Here is an 18,742-nt window from a genome sequence, read left to right as displayed (position 1 = left end):
TTCCTGTGCGGACGTGGAACAAGTTGTGACGAATGCTTCCTTGTCGCCTCGGGAGAAGGGAGCCCGGTTACGCGAATGCGAGAACCTGGGAGACTGCGTCGAAGGCGGCTTGCGGGCCAGTCTCGATGCCGGTGACTGGAAGAAGTTCTATTGGTACGTGCTCGCGACCGATCTCGCTCCCCGGGAAAGCTACGTCCCGATTCTGGTCGAGGCACTGGAAATGGCTCGCGGTGAACCTCGGATCCATGCCGCTGATGTGGTCTCGGTTCTGTCCGACCTGGCTTCGCCCGAGTCGGTGCGTGTTCTCGCTCGCACGGTTGCTTGGCGTCCGAATGGAGAGGGGGGCGCCGACCTCGCGCTGGACGCGATGGACGCGTTACTGCATATCGACACGCCTGAGTCGAGGGAGGCCATCGCCTCCTTGGTGAGCGACGATCGCGCCGAGGTGCGGGAACTGGCGCGGGATGTCGTCGACAATCCCGGCCAGTTCTGGTGAGGCGCCGGATCTCAGAAGCCGAAGCTGACGCGTTCGATCTTCACCGGCTTAGCGGGAAGACCGTCGAGCGGCCCGCGTTCGCTAGGGATGATCCCAGCCGCCACGATCCGGTCCAGCACGTCCATCCCCCGCACCACACGCCCCAGCACCGAGTAATTCGCTGGAATATGCGCGAAAGAATGCACGATGAAGAACTCCGACCCGTTCGTCCCCGGCCCCTGGTTCCCCATGGCCACAGTGCCGCGCTCGTAGGTCTCCGCCCCGCTGACCTCGTCCGGGAACTTGTACCCGGGCCCGCCTTTTTCGACCTCGTAGATGTCGCCGCACTGCAGGACTCCGAGGCGCGCGGAGTTCGTCAGCCGCCAGCACTGGGAGCGGTCGTAGAAGTGCTGCAGGACCAGGCTCGCCATGTTCGCGACCGCGCACGGGGCCGCTCCGCCGCTGTTGAGGCGGACGGTGACCGGGCCGTAGTTGTAGTGGAAGGTGACGTCGATCGTGCCGCGGGTGAGCGCGAACGGCAGCGGGCGCAGCACGGGACGCGCCGCCGGGTTCTCCGGCGTCGGCGTGAAGGTGCATTTCACCACCGGCGGCTTCACCGAGGGGGCAGCGCTGGCCGGGGCCGCGGTGCACAGGGAAAGACCGGCGATGACGGCGGCGGCGAGCGCGGCCCAGCGTGGCTTCATGGGCCCGGAAACTAGCGAATCAGGGGCCGCTGGCGCCAGGGCTTACTTGCGCCAGGCGGTGCGGCTCTTGCGCAGGTCGAGCAGCAGGAGCAGGACGATGAACGCGGCCAGTCCGACGAGCCACACGTTCTCGGTGTTGTTCTCGTGGTTGCCCTTGATCATCACCAGCAGGATGGCCGCGGACAGCCAGCCCGCGATGCGGGTGGCCTTCGGGAACGAGCCGTGCCAGCCCCACTCCGCCGACGGCTCGTCGCGCGGGTCGACCTCGGGGCGCTTCTCGACCGCCTTGCCTGCCACGACCACTCCTTCAAACCGCCCGATGTTGTGCTCTCGCATGATCCCACACCGCTGGCCGCCGCGCGGACACGACCCGGGCCATAATGCTTGCTGATGACTACTTCGCGAAGCGTCCTCGTGCTGGGTTCCACCGGGTCCGTCGGGACCCAGGCGCTCGACGTCGCCGCACGTAACCCGCATTTGTTCACGATCGCCGGCCTCGCCGCGGGCGGTTCCGACCCGGCGACGCTCGCCGAGCAAGCGATCGCGCACGAAGTAGCGGCTATCGCCGTGACGAAGCCCACGGCGGTCGAAGACGTGCAGCTCGCGCTGTACGCCGAGGCGCAGCGCAGGGGGTACTCGAAGGGCGAGTTCCGTCTTCCGCGCATTCTCGCCGGTGCTGACGCGGTCGGCGAGCTGATCGATTCGGTGCCGGTCGACGTAGTGCTCAACGCGGTGCCCGGTTCCCAGGGCCTCGACCCGACGCTGCGCGCGCTCGCCACCGGCGCGACGCTCGCGCTGGCCAATAAGGAATCCCTCATCGCCGGCGGTCCGCTGGTGCTCGCCGCGGCGAAGCCGGGACAGCTGGTGCCAGTCGACTCCGAGCATTCGGCGATGGCGCAGGCGCTGCGGTCCGGCGAGGACAACGAGGTCTCCCGCCTCGTGCTCACCGCGTCCGGCGGTCCGTTCCGCGGGAAGCAGCGCGCGGACCTCGGCGAGGTCACCGTCGAGCAGGCGATGGCGCATCCGACCTGGTCGATGGGCAAGCTGATCACCATCAACTCGGCGACGCTGGTGAACAAGGGCCTGGAGCTGATCGAGGCGTCGCTGCTGTTCGGCATCGAACCCGCGCGCATCGACGTGACGGTGCACCCCCAGTCGATCGTGCACTCGATGGTCACCTTCGCCGACGGCTCCACCATCGCCCAGGCGAGCCCGCCGGACATGCGGCTGCCGATCGCGCTGGCGCTCAACTGGCCGCACCGCGTGCCCGGCGCGGCCGCCGCGTGCTCCTGGGACACCGCGGCGAGCTGGACCTTCGAGCCGGTCGACAACGAGGCGTTCCCGGCCGTCGAGCTGGCTCGCGAAGCGGGTGCCGCGGGCGGCTGCCTGCCCGCGGTTTTCAACGCGGCGAACGAGGAATCAGTAGCCGCGTTCCTGGCGGGCAAGGCCGGTTTCCTGTCGATTGTGGACACCGTCTCGCGGGTGGTGTCCGACGCGGGCGAATGGCGGCGCGAACCGCGCGACGTCGCGGACGTGCTCGCCGCCGAGCAGTGGGCCCGCACCCGGGCCGCCGAGCTGCTGGGATGAGCGCGACCGGTGCGCGAAGGCGGGCCGGTTGATGCAACACTGGTTTCACGCTGGCGGCGGATACTTGAACCCGTAACTTTCTCTCGGGTGGTCTCACCGCCTGAAGCCGTGGAAGACGACGAAACCTGCCGCCACCGCATCGCGGATCGCGGCTGAGGGGTGAGGTGCAGGGCCCGTGCTTGCCTATGTGATCGGCGTGGTGCTCTTCGCGCTCGCGATCTGTGTTTCGGTCGCGTTGCACGAAGCGGGCCACATGGTCACCGCCCGGATGTTCGGGATGCGGGTCCGCCGGTACTTCGTCGGCTTCGGTCCGACGGTGTTCTCGTTCCGGCGCGGCGAGACCGAATACGGCCTCAAGGCGATCCCGCTCGGCGGCTTCTGCGACATCGCGGGCATGACCGCGCTCGACGAGGTCACCCCGGAAGAGGCACCGCGCGCGATGTGGCGGTTCAAAGCCTGGAAGCGGACCGTCGTGATGTCGGCCGGTTCCATCACGCACTTCCTGCTCGGCTTCATCGTGCTGTTCATCATGGCCGCGACCATGGGCCTGCCGAACGTGGACATGAAGCCGATCGCCGCGCAGATCTCCGACTGCGTGCAGAACGCCACCACGGTCGAGGCGGCCAACAACCCGGTGTGCAAGCCGGGCGACCCGGCTCCCGCCAAGCAGGCCGGTCTGCTCCCCGGCGACCAGGTGCTGTCGGTCGCGGGCAAGCCCACTCCGACCTGGGACGACATGGTCACCCAGGTGAAGTCGCTCTCCGGGCCGGTCCCGGTGGTCGTGCAGCGCGACGGCGCCGAGCGCACGTTCGTCGTCGACATCCCGAAGGTGATCCGGCCCGCCGCGAAGGGTGGCACCGAATCGGTCGGCGCGGTGGGCATCGCCAGGGCCACGGCCATCCACTACAGCGTGGGCGGCGCGCTCGGCGGCGCGGCGTCGTTCACCGGCGACATGTTCGCCCGCACGTGGGACGGGCTGATGGCCTTCCCGAAGCGCATCCCGGCCGTCTTCAACTCGATCTTCGGCGGCGAGCGCGACCCGGACACCCCGGTCAGCGTCGTCGGCGCGAGCAGGCTCGGCGGCGAGGCGGTCGAGGCCGGGCTGTGGCAGGTCTTCCTGCTGCTGCTGGCCAGCCTGAACTTCTTCATCGGAGTGTTCAACCTGCTGCCGCTGCTGCCGATGGACGGCGGGCACATCGCGATCGTCTGGTACGAGCGGGTCCGCGACTGGCTGCGCGGCCTGCGCGGCAAACCCGCGGGCGGCCCGGTCGACTACACGAAGCTGTCCGCGATCACGATGGTGCTGGTGGTGATCGGCGGCGGCGTCACGCTGCTCACGGTGACCGCCGACATCGTCAATCCGATCCGCCTGCAGTAACCGCGCGCACCGGCCGGGTCACGCACGCGTCTCCGGCCGCCCGACCGGGGGTAACGCTGCTCACCGCGTCGGCTGACTTCGTTGAACCGCGCCCGGGTGGGGTGGGTACGCTGGAAGCGTGACCGTCGCGTTAGGTATGCCCGCTCTGCCCCCGCCCGTTCTCGCCGAGCGTCGCAAGACCCGCCAGCTGATGGTGGGGTCGGTGGGCGTCGGCAGCGACCACCCGATCTCGGTGCAGTCGATGACCACGACGCTGACCTCCGACGTCAACGCCACCCTGCAGCAGATCGCCGAGCTGACCGCGGCCGGCTGCGACATCGTGCGCGTCGCGTGCCCGTCGGCCGACGACGCCGAGGCGCTGCCCGCGATCGCGAAGAAGTCGCAGATCCCGGTGATCGCCGACATCCACTTCCAGCCCAAGTACGTGTTCGCCGCGATCGAGGCCGGCTGTGCCGCGGTGCGGGTGAACCCGGGCAACATCCGCAAGTTCGACGACCAGGTCAAGGAAATCGCGCAGGCCGCGAAGGACCACGGCACGCCGATCCGGATCGGCGTCAACGCCGGGTCGCTCGACAAGCGGCTGCTCGAGAAGTACGGCAAGGCCACTCCCGAAGCGCTCGCCGAATCGGCGATGTGGGAGGCGTCGCTGTTCGCCGAGCACGATTTCCACGACATCAAGATCTCGGTCAAGCACAACGACCCGGTCGTGATGGTGCGCGCCTACGAGATCCTCGCCGAACAGTGCGACTACCCGCTGCACCTCGGCGTCACCGAGGCCGGGCCCGCGTTCCAGGGCACGATCAAGTCCGCCGTCGCGTTCGGCGCGCTGCTGCGCCAGGGCATCGGCGACACCATCCGGGTGTCGCTGTCCGCGCCGCCGGTGGAGGAGGTCAAGGTCGGCACGCAGATCCTGCAGTCGCTGAACCTGCGGCCGCGGAAGCTGGAGATCGTGTCGTGCCCGTCGTGCGGGCGCGCGCAGGTGGATGTCTACACCCTCGCCGACCAGGTCACCGCCGGGCTGGAGGGGATGGAGATCCCGCTGCGCGTCGCGGTGATGGGCTGCGTCGTGAACGGTCCCGGCGAGGCCCGCGAGGCCGACCTCGGCGTCGCGTCCGGCAACGGCAAGGGCCAGATCTTCGTGAAGGGCGAGGTCATCAAGACCGTGCCGGAGCACGCGATCGTGGAGACCCTGATCGAAGAGGCCATGCGGATCGCCGAGGAATCCGGCGAGAGCATCGGCGAGGGCGCGCCGAGCGTCACCGTCGGCTGAGTTTTTCCCCGCGGAAGGGCTCCTCGGCTTCGGTCGAGGAGCCCTTTCTTTTTCAGCGGCGTTCCAGCAGGACGACCGGGACCTGCCTCCCGGAAGAGGCCTCGAACTCGGCGAATTTCGGGACCAGCGCGATCTGTTCCGCCCAGATCCTGGCGCGTTCTTCCCCGGCGGTCAGCCGTGCTTCAACCGGGATTTCTCCCGCGCCAGCCTCGACGACGGTTCGCGGATTCGCCATGAGATTGCGGTACCACGCGGGGTCGCGCGGGCTGCCGCCGTGCGTCCCGAACACGGCCCAGTTGTCGCCGACCGGCTGGTAGAACAGCGGGCTGATCCGGGTTTTCCCGGTTTTCGCGCCGACGTGGTGCACGAGAATCAGCGGCATCCCCTTTTCCGGAAACCCCGGCATGTGCGGCGGTATCGGACGGCCCGCCGCGAGGTCCTCCGGACTGCTCCATGCGACATATCCGGCGTTTTCCCGGAATTCGGCGCGGATCCGGACATTCCAGTCGTCAAGGGTGGGCACGGCATCTCCTTCGCTAGGCGGAGCACTTGCTCCGCAAAGTAGCACACTAGGAGGAGCGAGTGCTCCGGGTAAGCGAGTATGCTCGCCGCATGGCCGTGGCTGAACCGCACACCCCCACCCGCCGTCGGGCTTTGCGCGCGGACGCGATCCGCAACCGGGAGGCGATCGTCGAAGCCGCCGCCGAGGTGATGGCGGAGCAGGGAGCCGCGGTCGACGTTCGCGAGATCGCGCGACGCAGCGGGGTCGGCATGGGGACGCTGTACCGGCACTTCCCGAAGAAGGAAGACCTGGTCCGGACGGTCTTGGACCAGGATTTCTCCCGGTGGGCCGAGGCCGCGCGCCAAGCCGCGATCGAGGCGGAGGACCCGTGGGCGGCCCTGACGGATTTCTACCGGCAGGCGTTGTCCGGCTGCGCCCGGCACCGCGCGATCATGGAAAGCTTCGCGCTGACGTGGACGGACCCGGATCCGACGGGGATTCCACAGCTTCGTGCGGTTCTGGAGGAGCTGCGGGCACGGGCGGCGGAGTTGCTGCGTCCTGGGGTTACTACGGATGATTTGGTGCTGTTGCTGATTTCCCTGGGGTACGCCGCGCAGTTCACGGACGAGTGCCGTCCGCACATGTGGAACCGGTTGCTGCTCGTTTCGCTGGACGGGCTGCGGGCGGAGCACCGGGAGCCGTTGCCGGAAAGCTAATCGCCACCGCCGGGCGTGATGGAGAGCCCGTGGCGCGGGTCCGGCACGGCTTCGAGCGCTGCCTTTACCGAGGGCTGATCGCAGAATTCGTCGCGGATGGTCTCGGTCCTGAAGGCGATCTCGAAGACGACGCCGCGTTCGTGCGTCCGCCACGACCATCGCACGGCGCGGTCGATGATCGCGGCTTCGAGGAAGGTGTCGAAGTAGGTGCGGCGCCAGGCGCTCGCCGGGGTTTCTCCGTCGAGTACTTCGATGAGCAGCCAGGGGTCTGACACTATTCGGCCTCGCTCAGCAGAAGAAGCGCGTAGTAGGCCAAGAAATGCTCCACCGCATACGGTCCCTCGGTCACCTGCGGCAGCGAGGCCTCCGCATGCTCCCGCGAAGCCGCCTCGACTGCGGCGACCCGGCTGTCCCCATCCGGCAACGCCGCCGCGATCCGCCGCCAGCACCAGGCGCGGTGCAGGTTGAGCCCGTGCAGATGGGCGATCAACCCGTCGGAAGCGTCGGTCACCACCGCCGGAGTGAACAACGCTGCCGGGTTCCGGTCGGAGATTCCGGGCAGGAAATCCTCCAGCCAGGCCCCGAAATCGGCAGCCGACATGAGGCGGCTCATCAACTCAGCCTCAGCCAGCGCGGGGGTCAGGAAGTCGGCCCCGGACGGCTCCCAGGCACCTGGGTAATCACGGTCCGAGCCGAACCAGCGCCAGGCCGTTTCGGTGATCACCTCCTGCAACTGCGGTTCGCCCTGGGACGCCAGGTAGTCGGCGTACGGCAGCGCGCGAGAGAGTCCGAAAGCGCCGTTCTCGTGCAGGCCATAGCGAATGGGATAAGTGACCTTCGGCAGCCAGTCGAGGAAGCGGGTCGCGAAAAGCCTGCTCAACGGCTGGAGCGCAGCGGACCAGCGCGCGGCGTCAGGGTCGTCCCAGGTCGCGGTTTCCCTGGTCAGAGCCAGCAGGATCGACCAGCCATACGGGCGTTGAGTCGTGCGATGGTGCTCCGGCGTGAAGCAGGCGGCTTCGGCGGCCAGCGCGGGCTCGGTCAGGTGCGCATTGAGCACAGCGCGGATCTCGTCGGCCGGGACGAGGGCAGGGTAGTGGCGCAGCAGATGTGCCAGCACCCAGAACATTTCCACGCACGAATGCCAGTCGAAGCTGCCGTAGAAGCACGGGTGCAGCTCGCGGATCGGCAGGACGGGAGAGTCGTCGATGCGCCAGTGGCTCTCGTAATGCGGATACTCGCGCACGACGTTGGCCAGCGCGATCCCCGCGAACTCGCCGGCGTGCGCGGCCAGCAGCCCGGCCACGTCAGCCGCGCAGGTGATGTTGGGCGGCTTCGCGGATCTGCAGCCGCACGTTCTCCAGCGAAGCCGCGACCTCGTCGATCTGCCGGATCGCGATCTGCACCGACCCCTGGATCGCCGTCGCGGAGCCGGTTTCGCCGAGCAGGCCGAGCACCTGGGCCTGCAGGCCTTCCAGCTCGTCCTTCGTGGCGAGGGCGATGCCGGTCGGCACCTGGTCGGCGAGCAGTTCGAGCTGCTGCGCCTGTTCCTGGATCGTCATCGGGCTTCTCCTCATCGTGGGGACCGCTCTCCCGTGGTAGCACGAATTCGCCCGCGTCCGGCGCTAGCCTGATCACGTGAGTGAGAGCTGGGCCGCCCGTCCGCCGCATCCGGTGCTGCGGGGGCTGGTCACGCGCTACGTCGGGTACGCGCAGGAGAACGTCACCCTCGAAGTGCACCGCGGGCTGCCTTCGCGGCACATCACGCTCGTGATCAGCCTCGAAGAGCCGATCCGGTACGCCGGGCTGGACGGAGCCGGAACGCTGCAGAGCGTCGTCGGCGGCCTGCACACCGAACCCGCGCTGATCACGCAGGACCGGGTGCAGCGAGGCGTGCAACTGGAGCTGGACCCGCTGGGAGCGCGGACGCTGCTGGGCGTCACGGCCGCGGAACTGACCGGCCGGGTAGCCGACCTGGCCGACTTCGGCGGCGACCTCGCCTGCCTGCCGGACCGGCTGGCGTCGGCGAAGGATTGGCGCACCCGGTTCGCGATTCTCGACGAGGTGCTGGCCGCGCGGGCGGTCGAGCCTGCCGAGCAGCCACCGGAACTGAACCGCGCGTGGCGCGAACTGCGTCGCAGCGGCGGCTTGCTGCGGGTCGGAGATTTGGCGGATGAGGTCGGCTGGAGCCGTCGGCATCTGGGGGAGCGGTTTCGCGCCGAACTGGGGCTGGCCCCCAAGCAGGCGGCGCGCGTGCTTCGGTTCGAACGGGCGGTTCGGTTGTTGCGCAGCGGACATCGTGATCTGGCCGGGATCGCTTATGCCGCAGGGTATTACGACCAGGCGCACTTCTCGAACGAGTGGCGCTCGCTGGCGGGGTGCTCGCCGCGGACGTGGATGGCGGAGGAGCTCCCGGCGCTGAGTGATCAACCCGATGACGACGATCCCGTGTGAGCGTGATCCAGCAGCTGCTAACGCGGAATCAAGCCAGGGTGTCCTTTCGGAATGGTCAAATGGCGCAACCGTCGGTAGTTCACGTCGCAGAACGGGCACTGAGTCGGTGGTCCGAACTCGCGGCGTTTGCCCAATGGCTCGAACGCCACCGCCGCAGTTTCGCCGCACAAGGTGGTGATTGCTTCGCCTGGCACCGGGAAAGTGACAAAGCAGGCGCGGTGCCACACCCCGTCGATCACCGGGTGGAGGTGGTCAAGGTCGAGGTAGATCAACGCTGGCATCCGCGCACCTTCCGGCAGGCTTCGTAGCTGATAGTTACCAAATCGAGGCTAAGGGCGATTGCTACGCTGGAGGGGCACCAAAGGGACACCGCGGACTCACGGCAGGAGTGCCTCGCATGGACGGCCCCGAGCAGCCCGGAGACAGTGTTGCCGAGAGGCTCAAGCGTGCCCGCAAGCTCAAGGGACTCGACCAGCGTCAGCTCGCGCAGCGCATGAGCTTTTCGTATTCGCTGGTCAAGAAGGTGGAGCAGGGCGCGAAACCGCCTAGCGCCGCTTTCGTCGCGGGTGCGGCACGTGCGCTCGGCGTCAAGGTGTCCACTCTCTACGGAACCAGCGAGAACGAGGTGCTGGACGAGCCAAGCCAGCAATCGTCGGGCATCGCCGATCTGCGCAGCGCGCTCGATGCCTACGACGAGCCCCTCCCGGAAGGCGACGCGCTCACCCTCGACGACATCACTGCCCGGCTCGTCGCGGCTTCGGACAAGGTGCTGGCGCTCCACCACGCCGACGTCCTGTCGGAGCTGCCGAACCTCTTGCACCACCTGTACGTCCTCGCCGACGAGCCCGGTCGAGCCGGGGAGCTGGGCCGCGCCGCGCTGCACGACGCCTACCGGATGTCGGCGACTGTCGCCGGACGCTTCCGGCAAGCCGACCTCGCCGCGATCGCGTCCGAGCGGCACGTTCAGCTAGCCCCGCGTACCGGAGACCCGTTGCGGATCGCCGTCAGCGCGTACCACCGCAGCACGCGCTACCTGCAGCATGGCGATTACCGCAACGGTCTTCGCCTGCTCGACCGCGCTCGCGAACATGTCGGCACCGGCACGACCGACCGCGCCGTGGCGATCCAGCTGGACCTGCGTTCGGCGATCCTCGCTGCCCGTGCTGGAGACACCACCGAGGCGGACGACTACGTCGGCGAGGCGCGCTCTTACGCGAGCGAGTTTCGGCCACCGGCCACTCCTTACTACGGAGTGGATGCCAGCACGACGAACATTGTCGTCCACTGGTGCGCGACACCGGTCGAGAACTACAACGGGACCGAAGCTGTCCGGCGCGCCTCCACCGTCGCGGTTGTCGATCCGCATCGTCCGGAGCGGGTCGGGCACCACCACATCGACATGGCCCGCGCGTGGATGCTCCACGGCGACCGCGAGCGGACCCTTGCCGAATTGAACGCGGCCAAGGAAATAGCGCCGAACGCGACCCGGCACCATCCTTCAGTCGTAGAGACGGTGCGGATGCTCGCGGCGTCCGAGCGGCGCACCACTGAATCGCTTGCTGGCTTCGCCCGTTGGACAGGCATCCGTATCTGAACGATCCCGGGCCGCTGCGGCAGAGCATTCTCAGCGCCCAGCTCCCGTTTCTCCAAGACGAGACCAAACCCGCCGCAGCAGAATCCATGGCATGACACCGCAACCGACAGTCTGGCCAGCCTTCCGCTACAACGATGCCCGCGGCGCGATCCGTTTCCTCACCGACGTCCTGGGCTTCGAGGAGGCCCTCGTGGTACCCGGCGAGAACGGTGTCGCGCACGCCGAACTCCGGTGGCCCGAAGGCGGTGCCGTGATGCTGGGCAACTGCGGCGGACCCGCCGACGGGGTGCACGACGAGATGAAACCTGGCACCAGCGCCGTGTACGTGGTGTCGGATCGGGTGGACGAGGTCTACGCCCGCGTGCGCGAAGCCGGTGCCGAAATCAGCCTGGAGCTGCACGACACCGACTACGGCTCGCACACGTTCACCGTCCGCGATCCCGAGGGGAACGCTTGGACAGTCGGGAGTTACCGGGGCGCTTAGCCCTCGGGGTAGAAGACGAACAGGGTGCAGCCGGTCGCCGTCGCGGGGACGTGCCACGAGCCGGCCGGGGCGTGGATGAACGTGCCAGCCGGGTAGTCGCGGGCGCCGTCGTTGAAGACGCCGGACACGACGAAGACCTCTTCGGAACCGGGTTCGTGCACGTCGCGTTCGGGCCATGTGCTGCCGGGGTCGAACTCGACGACGTTGGCGTGCGCGCCGTTTTCGCCCTTCCACAGCGGGCGGAGGCGGATGCCGGGGAACAGTTCCTTCACCGGGGCTTCGTCGACCGGGACCGAGGTGTAGCCCGGCTGGGCAAGGATTTCGGGGTGCATGGGTCCCAGCTTGGCTTTCCCGGCGCACGCGGGACAGTGTCAGGAAAGACGTCATAGGGTACTTTCTTGCCATGCATCGCGTGGTGGCTCTCGTTCAGCCGGTGCAGTCGACGTTCGAACTCGGCTGCGGCGTCGAAGTGTTCGGCACGACCCGGGGCGGGGTGCCGCAGCACTACGAATTCGAGGTGTGCACCGAGAATCCCGGGCCGGTGCCGACCACGGCCGGCTACGAGATTCACGTGTCCAGCGGGCTTTCGGCGCTTTCCCGGGCCGACACGGTGCTGATCCCCGGCTGGACCCCCGTCGAAACACCGCTCTCACCGAAGGTGCGGCGAGCGTTGCTGCGCGCGCACGAACGAGGCGCGCGGCTCGTCACGATCTGCTCGGGTTCCTTCGCGCTGGCCCAAACCGGGCTGCTGGACGGAAGAACGGCCACGACGCACTGGGCGCGGCTCGACCAGCTGCAGCGGGATTTTCCGAAACTGCAAGTGGAACCGGACGTGCTGTACGTGGACCACGGCGACGTCGCCACGAGCGCGGGCGCGGGAGCGGGCATCGACCTGTGCCTGCACCTGGTCCGGCGCGACCACGGGGCGGCGCACGCGGCGCTGATCTCGCGGCACATGGTGATGCCGACGCATCGCGAGGGCGGACAGGTGCAGTACGTGCCGCGGCAGGTGTCCGCGGACGCGTCGCTGGACGGGCTGCTCGACTGGGCGGGGGAGCGGTTGGGCACGCCGTTGTCGGTGGAGGATTTGGCTGCCCGCTTGACGATTTCCCCGCGGACGCTGGCCAGGAGGTTCGCGGATCAGCTCGGCACGAGCCCGGGCGCGTGGCTGCTGTCGCGGCGGGTGGCGGAGGCGCGGCGACTGCTGGAGGAGACCGACTTGCCGGTGGACGCGATCGCGGCGCGGGTCGGCCTGGTGTCGGCGGTGAACTTGAGGCGCCGGTTCCGGGCACAGGTGGGGACAACGCCGGGGGCGTATCGAAGGGCTTTCCGGCTGGGGTGAACGGTGATCGGCGCGTACCGGCAGGGAGGTCCGGTACGCGCCGATCACCGGGTTACGCGGTGGTGGCCTGCACCGTCACCGCGGGGCCCACGCCGTTTCCGGTGACGGCCGCGATCGTGAACGTGTACGCGGTCCCGGACTTCAGCCCGTCCACGACGCGGGTCAGGCCCTTCTGCGTGGGCTGGCTGACGATCGTGTCGCGGCCGACGACCTCGATGGTGCGGCCGTCGGACACGGTGATCCGGTAGCCGATCACCGGGGTCGACCCGGATTCCTTCGGCGGCGTCCAGCGAATGCTCGCCGCGTCGGTGCTCGGCAGCGCCTTGGCCCCGGTCGGGACGGCCGCGAGCTGGGTGCCCGGCGGCCCGACGGTGACCGGTGCCGACGGCAGCGATGGCAGGCCAGTGCCGAACCGGTTCCGCGCGGCGACCGTGACTGTGTACGTCTGGCCGTCCGTCAGCTTCGGGATCACCGTGTACCCGGTGCGCGCGAAGTCCTTGGCAGACACCGAACTCGTGACGCTGTGCTTGCCGTCCGAAGCGGTCAGCACGTAGTCCTGCACCGGCGCACCGTTTTCCGCGACCGTCGGATTCCAGGTCGCGTACAGCTGGCCGGACACTGAGAACGTGCCGATCCGCGTCGGAGCCTGCGGAGCGGACGCGCCGTCGATCCGGCGGTTCAGCACCGAGCGGTGGCCCGGTTCGATACCCGCGTTGTCCACAATGGACTTAGGTGCGGCGGCCGGGTTGCTCAGCAGGTGGTTGCCCGACGTGATGACACCCTTCTTGTTGCCGTCCGGATCGCCCTGCTCCCAGTAGTTCTCGGAGATGACCGTCGGGTCGTTGTTGCCGAGCGAGTCGCGGTAGTCGACGTGCGTGGAGGCGACGTTGGCGTACGCCGCGTGGTAAAGCACGTTGCCGGAAACGGTTTCGTAGGTGCAGCCGTTGTCGGTGTAGACGGACTTGCCGAGACCCCACTGGTCGTAGATGACGTTCCCGGTCACCTTCTCGCCCTCGGCCTGCGACGGTCCGGTGATGCCCTGCGTGTAGATGCCGCCGCCGTCGTCCAGCGAAAGCATGTAGTCGTGGATCAGGTTGTTGGACACCACGTTGTTGCGCGAGACGTTCGGCGTCGCGGCCTGCTTGATCTTGTCCGGCCAGCCGCCCCAGCCCATCGAGATGCCGGAGTACGCGACGTGGTCGATCTGGTTGTGCGACACGACATTGTCCTGCGAGTACCCGTTGACGATCGGGACCCCGCCGGTGAATTCGCGCGGCATGCCGTACAGGTGGTTGTTGGTCACCTTGACCCGCGTGGTCAGGTCCGCACCCGCCGCGGTGGGCTTGCTGACGCCGCCGATTTCGACGCCGTTGCCGGAGATGTCGGTGAACACGCTGTCGGACACGCTGCTGTCCTGCGCGCCTTCGCCGAGGTCGAGCCCGGCCGCGCCGAGGTGTGCGAACACGGTGTCCTGGAACTCGATCCGGTGCCCGTGCGACAGCGAGACGTTGCCGGGTTCCTTCGTCCAATCCGCGTACGGGCAGGAACCGCCGGGCGTGAACTGGCACAGGCCCTGCGTGGCCCAGCCGCGTTCGCCGGTGATCCGGTATCCGGCCTGGATTTCGGAGAACCCTTCCGGCGACGACGGTTCGAGCCACGTCGCGTAGGAGAACTGGATGCCGCGGAAGGAGATGTCGTGGATCGGCTTCTCAGCAGTGCCGCGGCCGTCCACGAGCTTCTCCAGCGCGGGCATCTCGACGTCCGCCCAGTGCAGGTTTTCGCCCTTGCGCGGCAGGTAGTACACGGTGTGCGCGGCGCGGTCGAGGTACCACTCGCCGGGAGTGTCCAGCAGCTCGAACGCATTCTCCACATAGGACGGTTGCCGTCCGTTGGTGAGATCGCCCGGGCCGACCATGTTGACCGAGCGGCCGGGGATGTCGGCGAACATCACGCGCTTGGTCGAGTTGTCCCAGCACGGCTGCGCCATGGTGATCGTGGTGCCGGTTGCCGAGGCGACCGGGCAGCGCGGCTCGGTCCACTGGCCGAGGCCGTTGCGCTCGACGTTCCACAGCTCCTCGCCGCTGGTGTACACCAGTTCGAGATCGCTCGGGTTTCGCCAGCGCGCCATGGTGTCCGCGGACGCGGTGTACCCGGTGTCGGTCGCCTTCACGGTGACCGGAAGCCGCCCGGAAGCCCGCTGCGCGCGGACCCCGTCGACGTACAGCTGGCGGGTGTTGTCCAGGCCGGCGGGCGCGGGCGCGGAGTAGAGCCCCGGCCGTCCTGCGACCGGACGCCAGCCGCTGACCTGCTTGCCGCCGCTGACCACGGTGCCCGGCGAACCCTGCCAGACCACCCGGTGGCCGTTCGTGCCGGAATCGGCCGCGTCGAGTTCGAGCGGCTTGTCGAGCCGGTAAGTGCCGGAGGCGACGTGCACGGTCAGATCGGAGTGCAGCTGCGCGGCGCGTTGCCGGACCAGCTGCTGCGCGCGGGGGAGCGTGCGCACCGGCGACCAGGCGGCGCCGGACCCGGAATCGTTGCCCCACGGCGAGACGTACACGTCCTGGCTGCCCGGCCACGCGGCGGCCGCACCCGCGGGGAGCAGCGCGGTCGCGGTCAGCACCGCGGCGGCGAGCCCGAGTGCGCGCCTCCCGCTGGCGCGCGCTGGTCTGAGCTTCATCCGGGACCTCCGTGTTCGCCAGTGAACGACGCGAGTCCGCGCCGCAAGAAAGATAGGATCTATTCGCGATCGTGTCGAGAGGATTCGGACGGATATTCTGAGCATTCACGGTGGTGAACAGGGTTGATCCGGTCGGCGGGTTCCGTCCCGGCTAGCGGTCAGTGATCCGATGAATCATTGCTGCCCGAGGTTCGGCGCGCGTACAACGAAGCGATCCCCGGGAGAGGTGGTCGCGATGAAGCGAAGTCGGATCGGTGTGCTGGCGGCGACGGTCGCGGTGCTGGCCGGAGCGCTGGCGGGAACAGCCGCCGCGGACAGTCAGTCGATCGAGTCCTGGACGCCGGTGGCGAGAACGCCGCCGATGGGCTGGAGCAGCTGGAGCGCGCTGCGCCGGAAGTTCACCGAGGAGACGATCAAGGCCCAGGCCGACGTCATGCACGACCGGCTCGCCGCCTACGGCTACCGGTACGTCAACATCGACGCGGGCTGGAACGACCACGTCGACGAATTCGGCCGCGTCGCGCCGGACCCGAAGAAGTTCCCGAACGGCATTGCCTCGCTGGCCCGGTACCTGCACCAGCGCGGCCTGAAATTCGGCATCTACCTGGTGCCCGGCGTCCCGGCGCAAGCGGTCGCGGCCGATTCGCCGATCGAGGGCACGCCGTACCGGGTGCACGACATCGTCATGCCCGGCGCGGGCAACACCGCCGACGACAAATCCGCGAAGCTCGATTTCAGCAAGCCCGGCGCGGCCGCGTACGTCCGCTCGCAGGCGCGGCAGCTGGCGTCGTGGGGCGTCGACTACATCAAAATGGACTTCGTCGGCCCCGGCGGCGGGAAGATTCCCGCGGACAACCGCGAGGACATCCGGCAGTGGCATTCAGCGATCCAGGCCACCGGTCGTCCGATCCACTTGGAACTGTCGAACTCGCTCAGCATCGCCGAGGCCGCGACCTGGCAGCGCTACAGCAACGGCTGGCGGATCGAAGGCGACATCGAGTGCTACTCGCACTGCGTGGGCCTCACGAACTGGGACGTGCGGGTCAAGCTGCGTTTCGCCGACGCTCCCCAGTGGACTGGCTTCGCGGGTCCCGGTCACTGGAACGACCTGGACTCCATCGAGATCGGCAACGGCGAAGCGAACGGCATCACTCCCGACGAGCGGCAAAGCGTGATGACGCTCTGGGCGATCGAATCCTCGCCGCTGCTGCTCGGCACCGACCTGACCAAACTCGACCCGGACGACCTGAAGCTTCTCACCAACCGCGAGGTCCTGGCCGTCGACCAGGCAGGCCGACCGGCGCGTCCGGTTTCGCAGGCGACGCAGCAGCAGGTGTGGTTCAGCCCCGACGGACGGGGCGGGGTGACGGTCGCGCTATTCAACCTGGGCTCGACGGAGGCTCCGGTGACCGCGTCTTGGCAGGACCTGGGGCTGAGCGGCCCGGCAGCGGTACGGGATCTGTGGACGCATCGGAACCTGGGGGTCAGCCGGGACAGTTTCACCGCGACGCTCGCGCCGCACGCTTCGCGGCTGCTGCACCTGGTTCCGCGTCATCACTGAGCCCGGCGGCCATGAGGGGAACCCTCACGGCCGCCAGGGGGACAGCTCCGGAGGCGCCCGGGCGGGGTGCCTCCGGAGCGCTGTGCGGCGGGTTCGAGCACTGTCGGTGGCCGAGCCCGCTGGGGCGCCGCCGTTCGGGTGCGAGGTTCATTCATCTCAGCGTGTCGCCTGGCTCGCGTTCCGTTCACCCGGTTCATCTGGCACTCTGGACCCCGTGTTGCGGCTTGCAGGTGCACGGCTGCTCGATGATCGGGACTATCCGGCGGTGCGCGCTGCACTCGCCGCCGACCCGGTGGGCAGCTGCATGGTCAGCGCCCGGGTCGAGGCGGCCGGTCTCGACCCGTGGCGTCTTGGTGGCGAGCTGTGGGCGTCCGACGCCCGTCCGGTGCGCGCCGGCCGGCTCACTGGTTTGTGCTTCGCCGGACCGAATCTGATCCCGTTGCGCGGCAACGCTTCGGCGCTGCGGTCGTTCGCCGACCGGGCCCTGCGCCGCCAGCGCACCTGCTCCTCGCTCGTCGGGCCCGCGCCGCAGGTGCTCGGGCTGTGGGACGAGCTGTCGTCGGAATGGGGGCCGGCCCGCGAGGTGCGCGGCGACCAGCCGCTGATGGCGCTCGAAGGCGACCCCCTGGTGCCCGCCGATCCGCAGGTCCGCACCGTCCGCCCGCACGAACTCGATCGCTACCTGCCCGCGGCGGTGGCGATGTTCATCGAGGAGGTCGGCGTCGACCCGCGCGCGGGCGACGGCGGCGCCAGCTACCGCGCCCGGGTGAGCGAGCTGATCTCCACCGGTCGCGCGTTCGCCCGGTTCGAGGACGGCGAGGTCGTGTTCAAGGCCGAGATCGGCGCGATGTCCGCGCGGGTCGGCCAGATCCAGGGCGTCTGGGTGCACCCGGACCGGCGCGGCGGCGGCCTGGGCACCGCAGGTACCGCGGCGGTGGTGAATCGCCTGGTCCACGGCCTCGGCCGGACCGCGAGCCTCTACGTGAACGGGTTCAACGCGCCCGCGCTGGCGGCGTACCGGCGGATCGGGTTCCAGCAGGTCGGGCAGTACGCGACCGTGCTGTTCTGAGCTGGCTGCGCCGCGATCGGGTGAGGTCGTAGGCTGGGGACATGTCCGTTCGCGCCCCGTTGAAGCCCGGCGTCCAGACGCCGCGCCGTGCCGTCCCCGCCGACATCGCCCGCCCCGAGTACGTGGACCGGCCGGCGCCGAAACGGGACACCGGCAACGGAGTGCGCACGCCCGAGGTCATCGAGGCGATGCGGGTCGCGTCGAAGATCGCCGCACAGGCGCTCGAAGAGGGCGGCAAGGCGGTCAAGCCGGGCGCGACCACCGACGACGTCGACAAGGTGGTGCACGAGTTCCTGCTGGACCACCGCGCGTACCCGTCGACACTCGGCTACCGCGGCTTCCCGAAGTCGTGCTGCACCTCGCTGAACGAGGTGATCTGCCACGGCATCCCGGACTCGACCGTGATCGAGGACGGCGACATCTGCAACATCGACGTGACGGCCTTCATCGGCGGCGTGCACGGTGACACCAACGCGACGTTCCTCGCCGGCGACGTCTCCGAAGAGGTGCGGCTCCTGGTCGAGCGCACCCGAGAGGCGACCGCCCGCGCGATCAAGGCGGTCCGCCCCGGCCGTCAGCTCAACGTGATCGGCCGCGTGATCGAGGCGTACGCGAAGCGCTTCGGCTACGGCGTGGTCCGCGACTTCACCGGCCACGGCGTCGGCCCGGCGTTCCACACCGCCCCGACGGTGCTGCACTACGAGGAGCCCTCGGTGCAGACGCTGATCGAGGAGGGCATGACCTTCACGATCGAGCCGATGATCACGCTGGGCACCATCGACTACGACGTGTGGAGCGACGACTGGACGGTCACCACGAAGGACAAGAAGTGGACGGCCCAGTTCGAGCACACCCTCGTGGTGACGGCTGACGGCGCGGAGATCCTGACGCTTCCGTAAGACGCGCTGTCCGTGAAGGGCTCCTTGAGGGAA

General features: G+C 68.8%; 21 protein-coding genes. 12 read left to right on the top strand and 9 right to left on the bottom strand.

The window, feature by feature from the left end; all coding sequences use genetic code 11:
* The first annotated feature begins 13 nt into the window (after nucleotides 1-13).
* Nucleotides 14-496 (top strand): hypothetical protein, encoded by a 483-nt coding sequence (locus AB5I40_RS16460; RefSeq protein WP_370939366.1) that lies wholly within the window; start codon nucleotides 14-16, stop codon nucleotides 494-496.
* An 11-nt stretch (nucleotides 497-507) separates the two neighbouring features.
* Here the strand turns inward: AB5I40_RS16460 and AB5I40_RS16455 are convergent, their stop codons facing one another.
* Together AB5I40_RS16455 and AB5I40_RS16450 are read right to left on the bottom strand one after the other, a co-directional pair.
* Nucleotides 508-1,179: a peptidylprolyl isomerase gene (locus AB5I40_RS16455; protein ID WP_370939365.1), complete on the bottom strand. Its 672-nt coding sequence runs from the start codon at nucleotides 1,177-1,179 to the stop codon at nucleotides 508-510.
* A gap of 42 nt (nucleotides 1,180-1,221) precedes the next feature.
* Entirely contained in the window at nucleotides 1,222-1,476 is a 255-nt protein-coding gene (locus AB5I40_RS16450) for a DUF2631 domain-containing protein (RefSeq protein WP_370939364.1), read from the bottom strand.
* A gap of 93 nt (nucleotides 1,477-1,569) precedes the next feature.
* On the opposite strand from AB5I40_RS16450, the gene dxr reads away from it, so the two are divergent.
* From dxr to ispG, 3 genes are all read left to right on the top strand, one after another.
* Nucleotides 1,570-2,766 carry a 1-deoxy-D-xylulose-5-phosphate reductoisomerase gene (gene dxr, locus AB5I40_RS16445; RefSeq protein WP_370939362.1) on the top strand — a complete coding sequence of 399 codons (1,197 nt, stop codon included), beginning with the start codon at nucleotides 1,570-1,572 and terminating at the stop codon, nucleotides 2,764-2,766.
* 175 nt (nucleotides 2,767-2,941) lie between these two features.
* A complete protein-coding gene (locus AB5I40_RS16440; protein WP_370939361.1) occupies nucleotides 2,942-4,144 on the top strand; it encodes an RIP metalloprotease in 1,203 nt (400 codons plus the stop codon).
* Nucleotides 4,145-4,262: 118 nt separating this feature from the next.
* Nucleotides 4,263-5,414, top strand: a complete 1,152-nt coding sequence (gene ispG, locus AB5I40_RS16435) for a flavodoxin-dependent (E)-4-hydroxy-3-methylbut-2-enyl-diphosphate synthase (RefSeq protein WP_337822568.1) — start codon at nucleotides 4,263-4,265, stop codon at nucleotides 5,412-5,414.
* Nucleotides 5,415-5,466: 52 nt separating this feature from the next.
* Here ispG and AB5I40_RS16430 read toward each other — a convergent pair whose 3' ends face one another.
* On the bottom strand, nucleotides 5,467-5,937 hold the full coding sequence (locus tag AB5I40_RS16430; protein ID WP_370939360.1) for a nitroreductase/quinone reductase family protein: 471 nt from the start codon (nucleotides 5,935-5,937) through the stop codon (nucleotides 5,467-5,469).
* Between the two features lie 89 nt (nucleotides 5,938-6,026).
* On the opposite strand from AB5I40_RS16430, the gene AB5I40_RS16425 reads away from it, so the two are divergent.
* Nucleotides 6,027-6,632: a TetR/AcrR family transcriptional regulator gene (locus tag AB5I40_RS16425; protein ID WP_116200072.1), complete on the top strand. Its 606-nt coding sequence runs from the start codon at nucleotides 6,027-6,029 to the stop codon at nucleotides 6,630-6,632.
* On the opposite strand, the gene AB5I40_RS16420 is transcribed toward AB5I40_RS16425, so the two are convergent.
* From AB5I40_RS16420 to AB5I40_RS16410, 3 genes are read right to left on the bottom strand one after another with little or no spacing between them, the layout of a single operon-like run.
* On the bottom strand, nucleotides 6,629-6,907 hold the full coding sequence (locus tag AB5I40_RS16420; RefSeq protein ID WP_370939359.1) for a hypothetical protein: 279 nt from the start codon (nucleotides 6,905-6,907) through the stop codon (nucleotides 6,629-6,631). The genes AB5I40_RS16425 and AB5I40_RS16420 overlap by 4 nt on opposite strands.
* Nucleotides 6,907-7,935, bottom strand: a complete 1,029-nt coding sequence (locus AB5I40_RS16415; protein ID WP_370939358.1) for a DUF2891 domain-containing protein — start codon at nucleotides 7,933-7,935, stop codon at nucleotides 6,907-6,909. The genes AB5I40_RS16420 and AB5I40_RS16415 overlap by 1 nt, the downstream gene beginning before the upstream one ends.
* A gap of 1 nt (nucleotide 7,936) precedes the next feature.
* Nucleotides 7,937-8,191 (bottom strand): hypothetical protein, encoded by a 255-nt coding sequence (locus tag AB5I40_RS16410; RefSeq protein WP_354737427.1) that lies wholly within the window; start codon nucleotides 8,189-8,191, stop codon nucleotides 7,937-7,939.
* Nucleotides 8,192-8,267: 76 nt separating this feature from the next.
* Between AB5I40_RS16410 and AB5I40_RS16405 the strand changes: the two genes are divergently transcribed.
* Nucleotides 8,268-9,083: a helix-turn-helix domain-containing protein gene (locus tag AB5I40_RS16405; RefSeq protein WP_370939356.1), complete on the top strand. Its 816-nt coding sequence runs from the start codon at nucleotides 8,268-8,270 to the stop codon at nucleotides 9,081-9,083.
* 17 nt (nucleotides 9,084-9,100) lie between these two features.
* Here AB5I40_RS16405 and AB5I40_RS16400 read toward each other — a convergent pair whose 3' ends face one another.
* Nucleotides 9,101-9,364: a hypothetical protein gene (locus AB5I40_RS16400; protein ID WP_370939355.1), complete on the bottom strand. Its 264-nt coding sequence runs from the start codon at nucleotides 9,362-9,364 to the stop codon at nucleotides 9,101-9,103.
* Between the two features lie 116 nt (nucleotides 9,365-9,480).
* Between AB5I40_RS16400 and AB5I40_RS16395 the strand changes: the two genes are divergently transcribed.
* Together AB5I40_RS16395 and AB5I40_RS16390 are read left to right on the top strand one after the other, a co-directional pair.
* On the top strand, nucleotides 9,481-10,677 hold the full coding sequence (locus tag AB5I40_RS16395; protein ID WP_370939354.1) for a helix-turn-helix domain-containing protein: 1,197 nt from the start codon (nucleotides 9,481-9,483) through the stop codon (nucleotides 10,675-10,677).
* A 91-nt stretch (nucleotides 10,678-10,768) separates the two neighbouring features.
* Nucleotides 10,769-11,161, top strand: a complete 393-nt coding sequence (locus tag AB5I40_RS16390; RefSeq protein WP_370939352.1) for a VOC family protein — start codon at nucleotides 10,769-10,771, stop codon at nucleotides 11,159-11,161.
* Here the strand turns inward: AB5I40_RS16390 and AB5I40_RS16385 are convergent.
* Nucleotides 11,158-11,493, bottom strand: a complete 336-nt coding sequence (locus tag AB5I40_RS16385) for a cupin domain-containing protein (protein WP_370939351.1) — start codon at nucleotides 11,491-11,493, stop codon at nucleotides 11,158-11,160. The genes AB5I40_RS16390 and AB5I40_RS16385 overlap by 4 nt on opposite strands.
* A 71-nt stretch (nucleotides 11,494-11,564) precedes the next feature.
* Here AB5I40_RS16385 and AB5I40_RS16380 point away from each other — a divergent pair, with 71 nt between their 5' ends.
* Nucleotides 11,565-12,503, top strand: a complete 939-nt coding sequence (locus AB5I40_RS16380; RefSeq protein WP_370939350.1) for a GlxA family transcriptional regulator — start codon at nucleotides 11,565-11,567, stop codon at nucleotides 12,501-12,503.
* A 52-nt stretch (nucleotides 12,504-12,555) separates the two neighbouring features.
* Here AB5I40_RS16380 and AB5I40_RS16375 read toward each other — a convergent pair whose 3' ends face one another.
* Complete coding sequence (locus AB5I40_RS16375; protein WP_370939349.1) at nucleotides 12,556-15,180, bottom strand: fibronectin type III domain-containing protein; 2,625 nt, start codon at nucleotides 15,178-15,180, stop codon at nucleotides 12,556-12,558.
* A gap of 235 nt (nucleotides 15,181-15,415) precedes the next feature.
* Here AB5I40_RS16375 and AB5I40_RS16370 point away from each other — a divergent pair, with 235 nt between their 5' ends.
* From AB5I40_RS16370 to map, 3 genes are all read left to right on the top strand, one after another.
* Nucleotides 15,416-16,741, top strand: coding sequence for a glycoside hydrolase family 27 protein (locus AB5I40_RS16370; RefSeq protein WP_370939348.1), 1,326 nt, complete (start codon nucleotides 15,416-15,418; stop codon nucleotides 16,739-16,741).
* Between the two features lie 214 nt (nucleotides 16,742-16,955).
* Nucleotides 16,956-17,810, top strand: a complete 855-nt coding sequence (locus AB5I40_RS16365) for a DUF4081 domain-containing protein (RefSeq protein WP_354737412.1) — start codon at nucleotides 16,956-16,958, stop codon at nucleotides 17,808-17,810.
* Nucleotides 17,811-17,851: 41 nt separating this feature from the next.
* On the top strand, nucleotides 17,852-18,709 hold the full coding sequence (gene map, locus AB5I40_RS16360; protein ID WP_370939347.1) for a type I methionyl aminopeptidase: 858 nt from the start codon (nucleotides 17,852-17,854) through the stop codon (nucleotides 18,707-18,709).
* Nucleotides 18,710-18,742 lie beyond the last annotated feature (33 nt).

Origin of the sequence: Amycolatopsis sp. cg13 (assembly GCF_041346965.1) — a bacterium.
Lineage (GTDB): Bacteria > Actinomycetota > Actinomycetes > Mycobacteriales > Pseudonocardiaceae > Amycolatopsis.
Note: the sequence above shows the minus strand (reverse complement) of the source record. Positions and strands in the feature narration are given on the sequence as shown.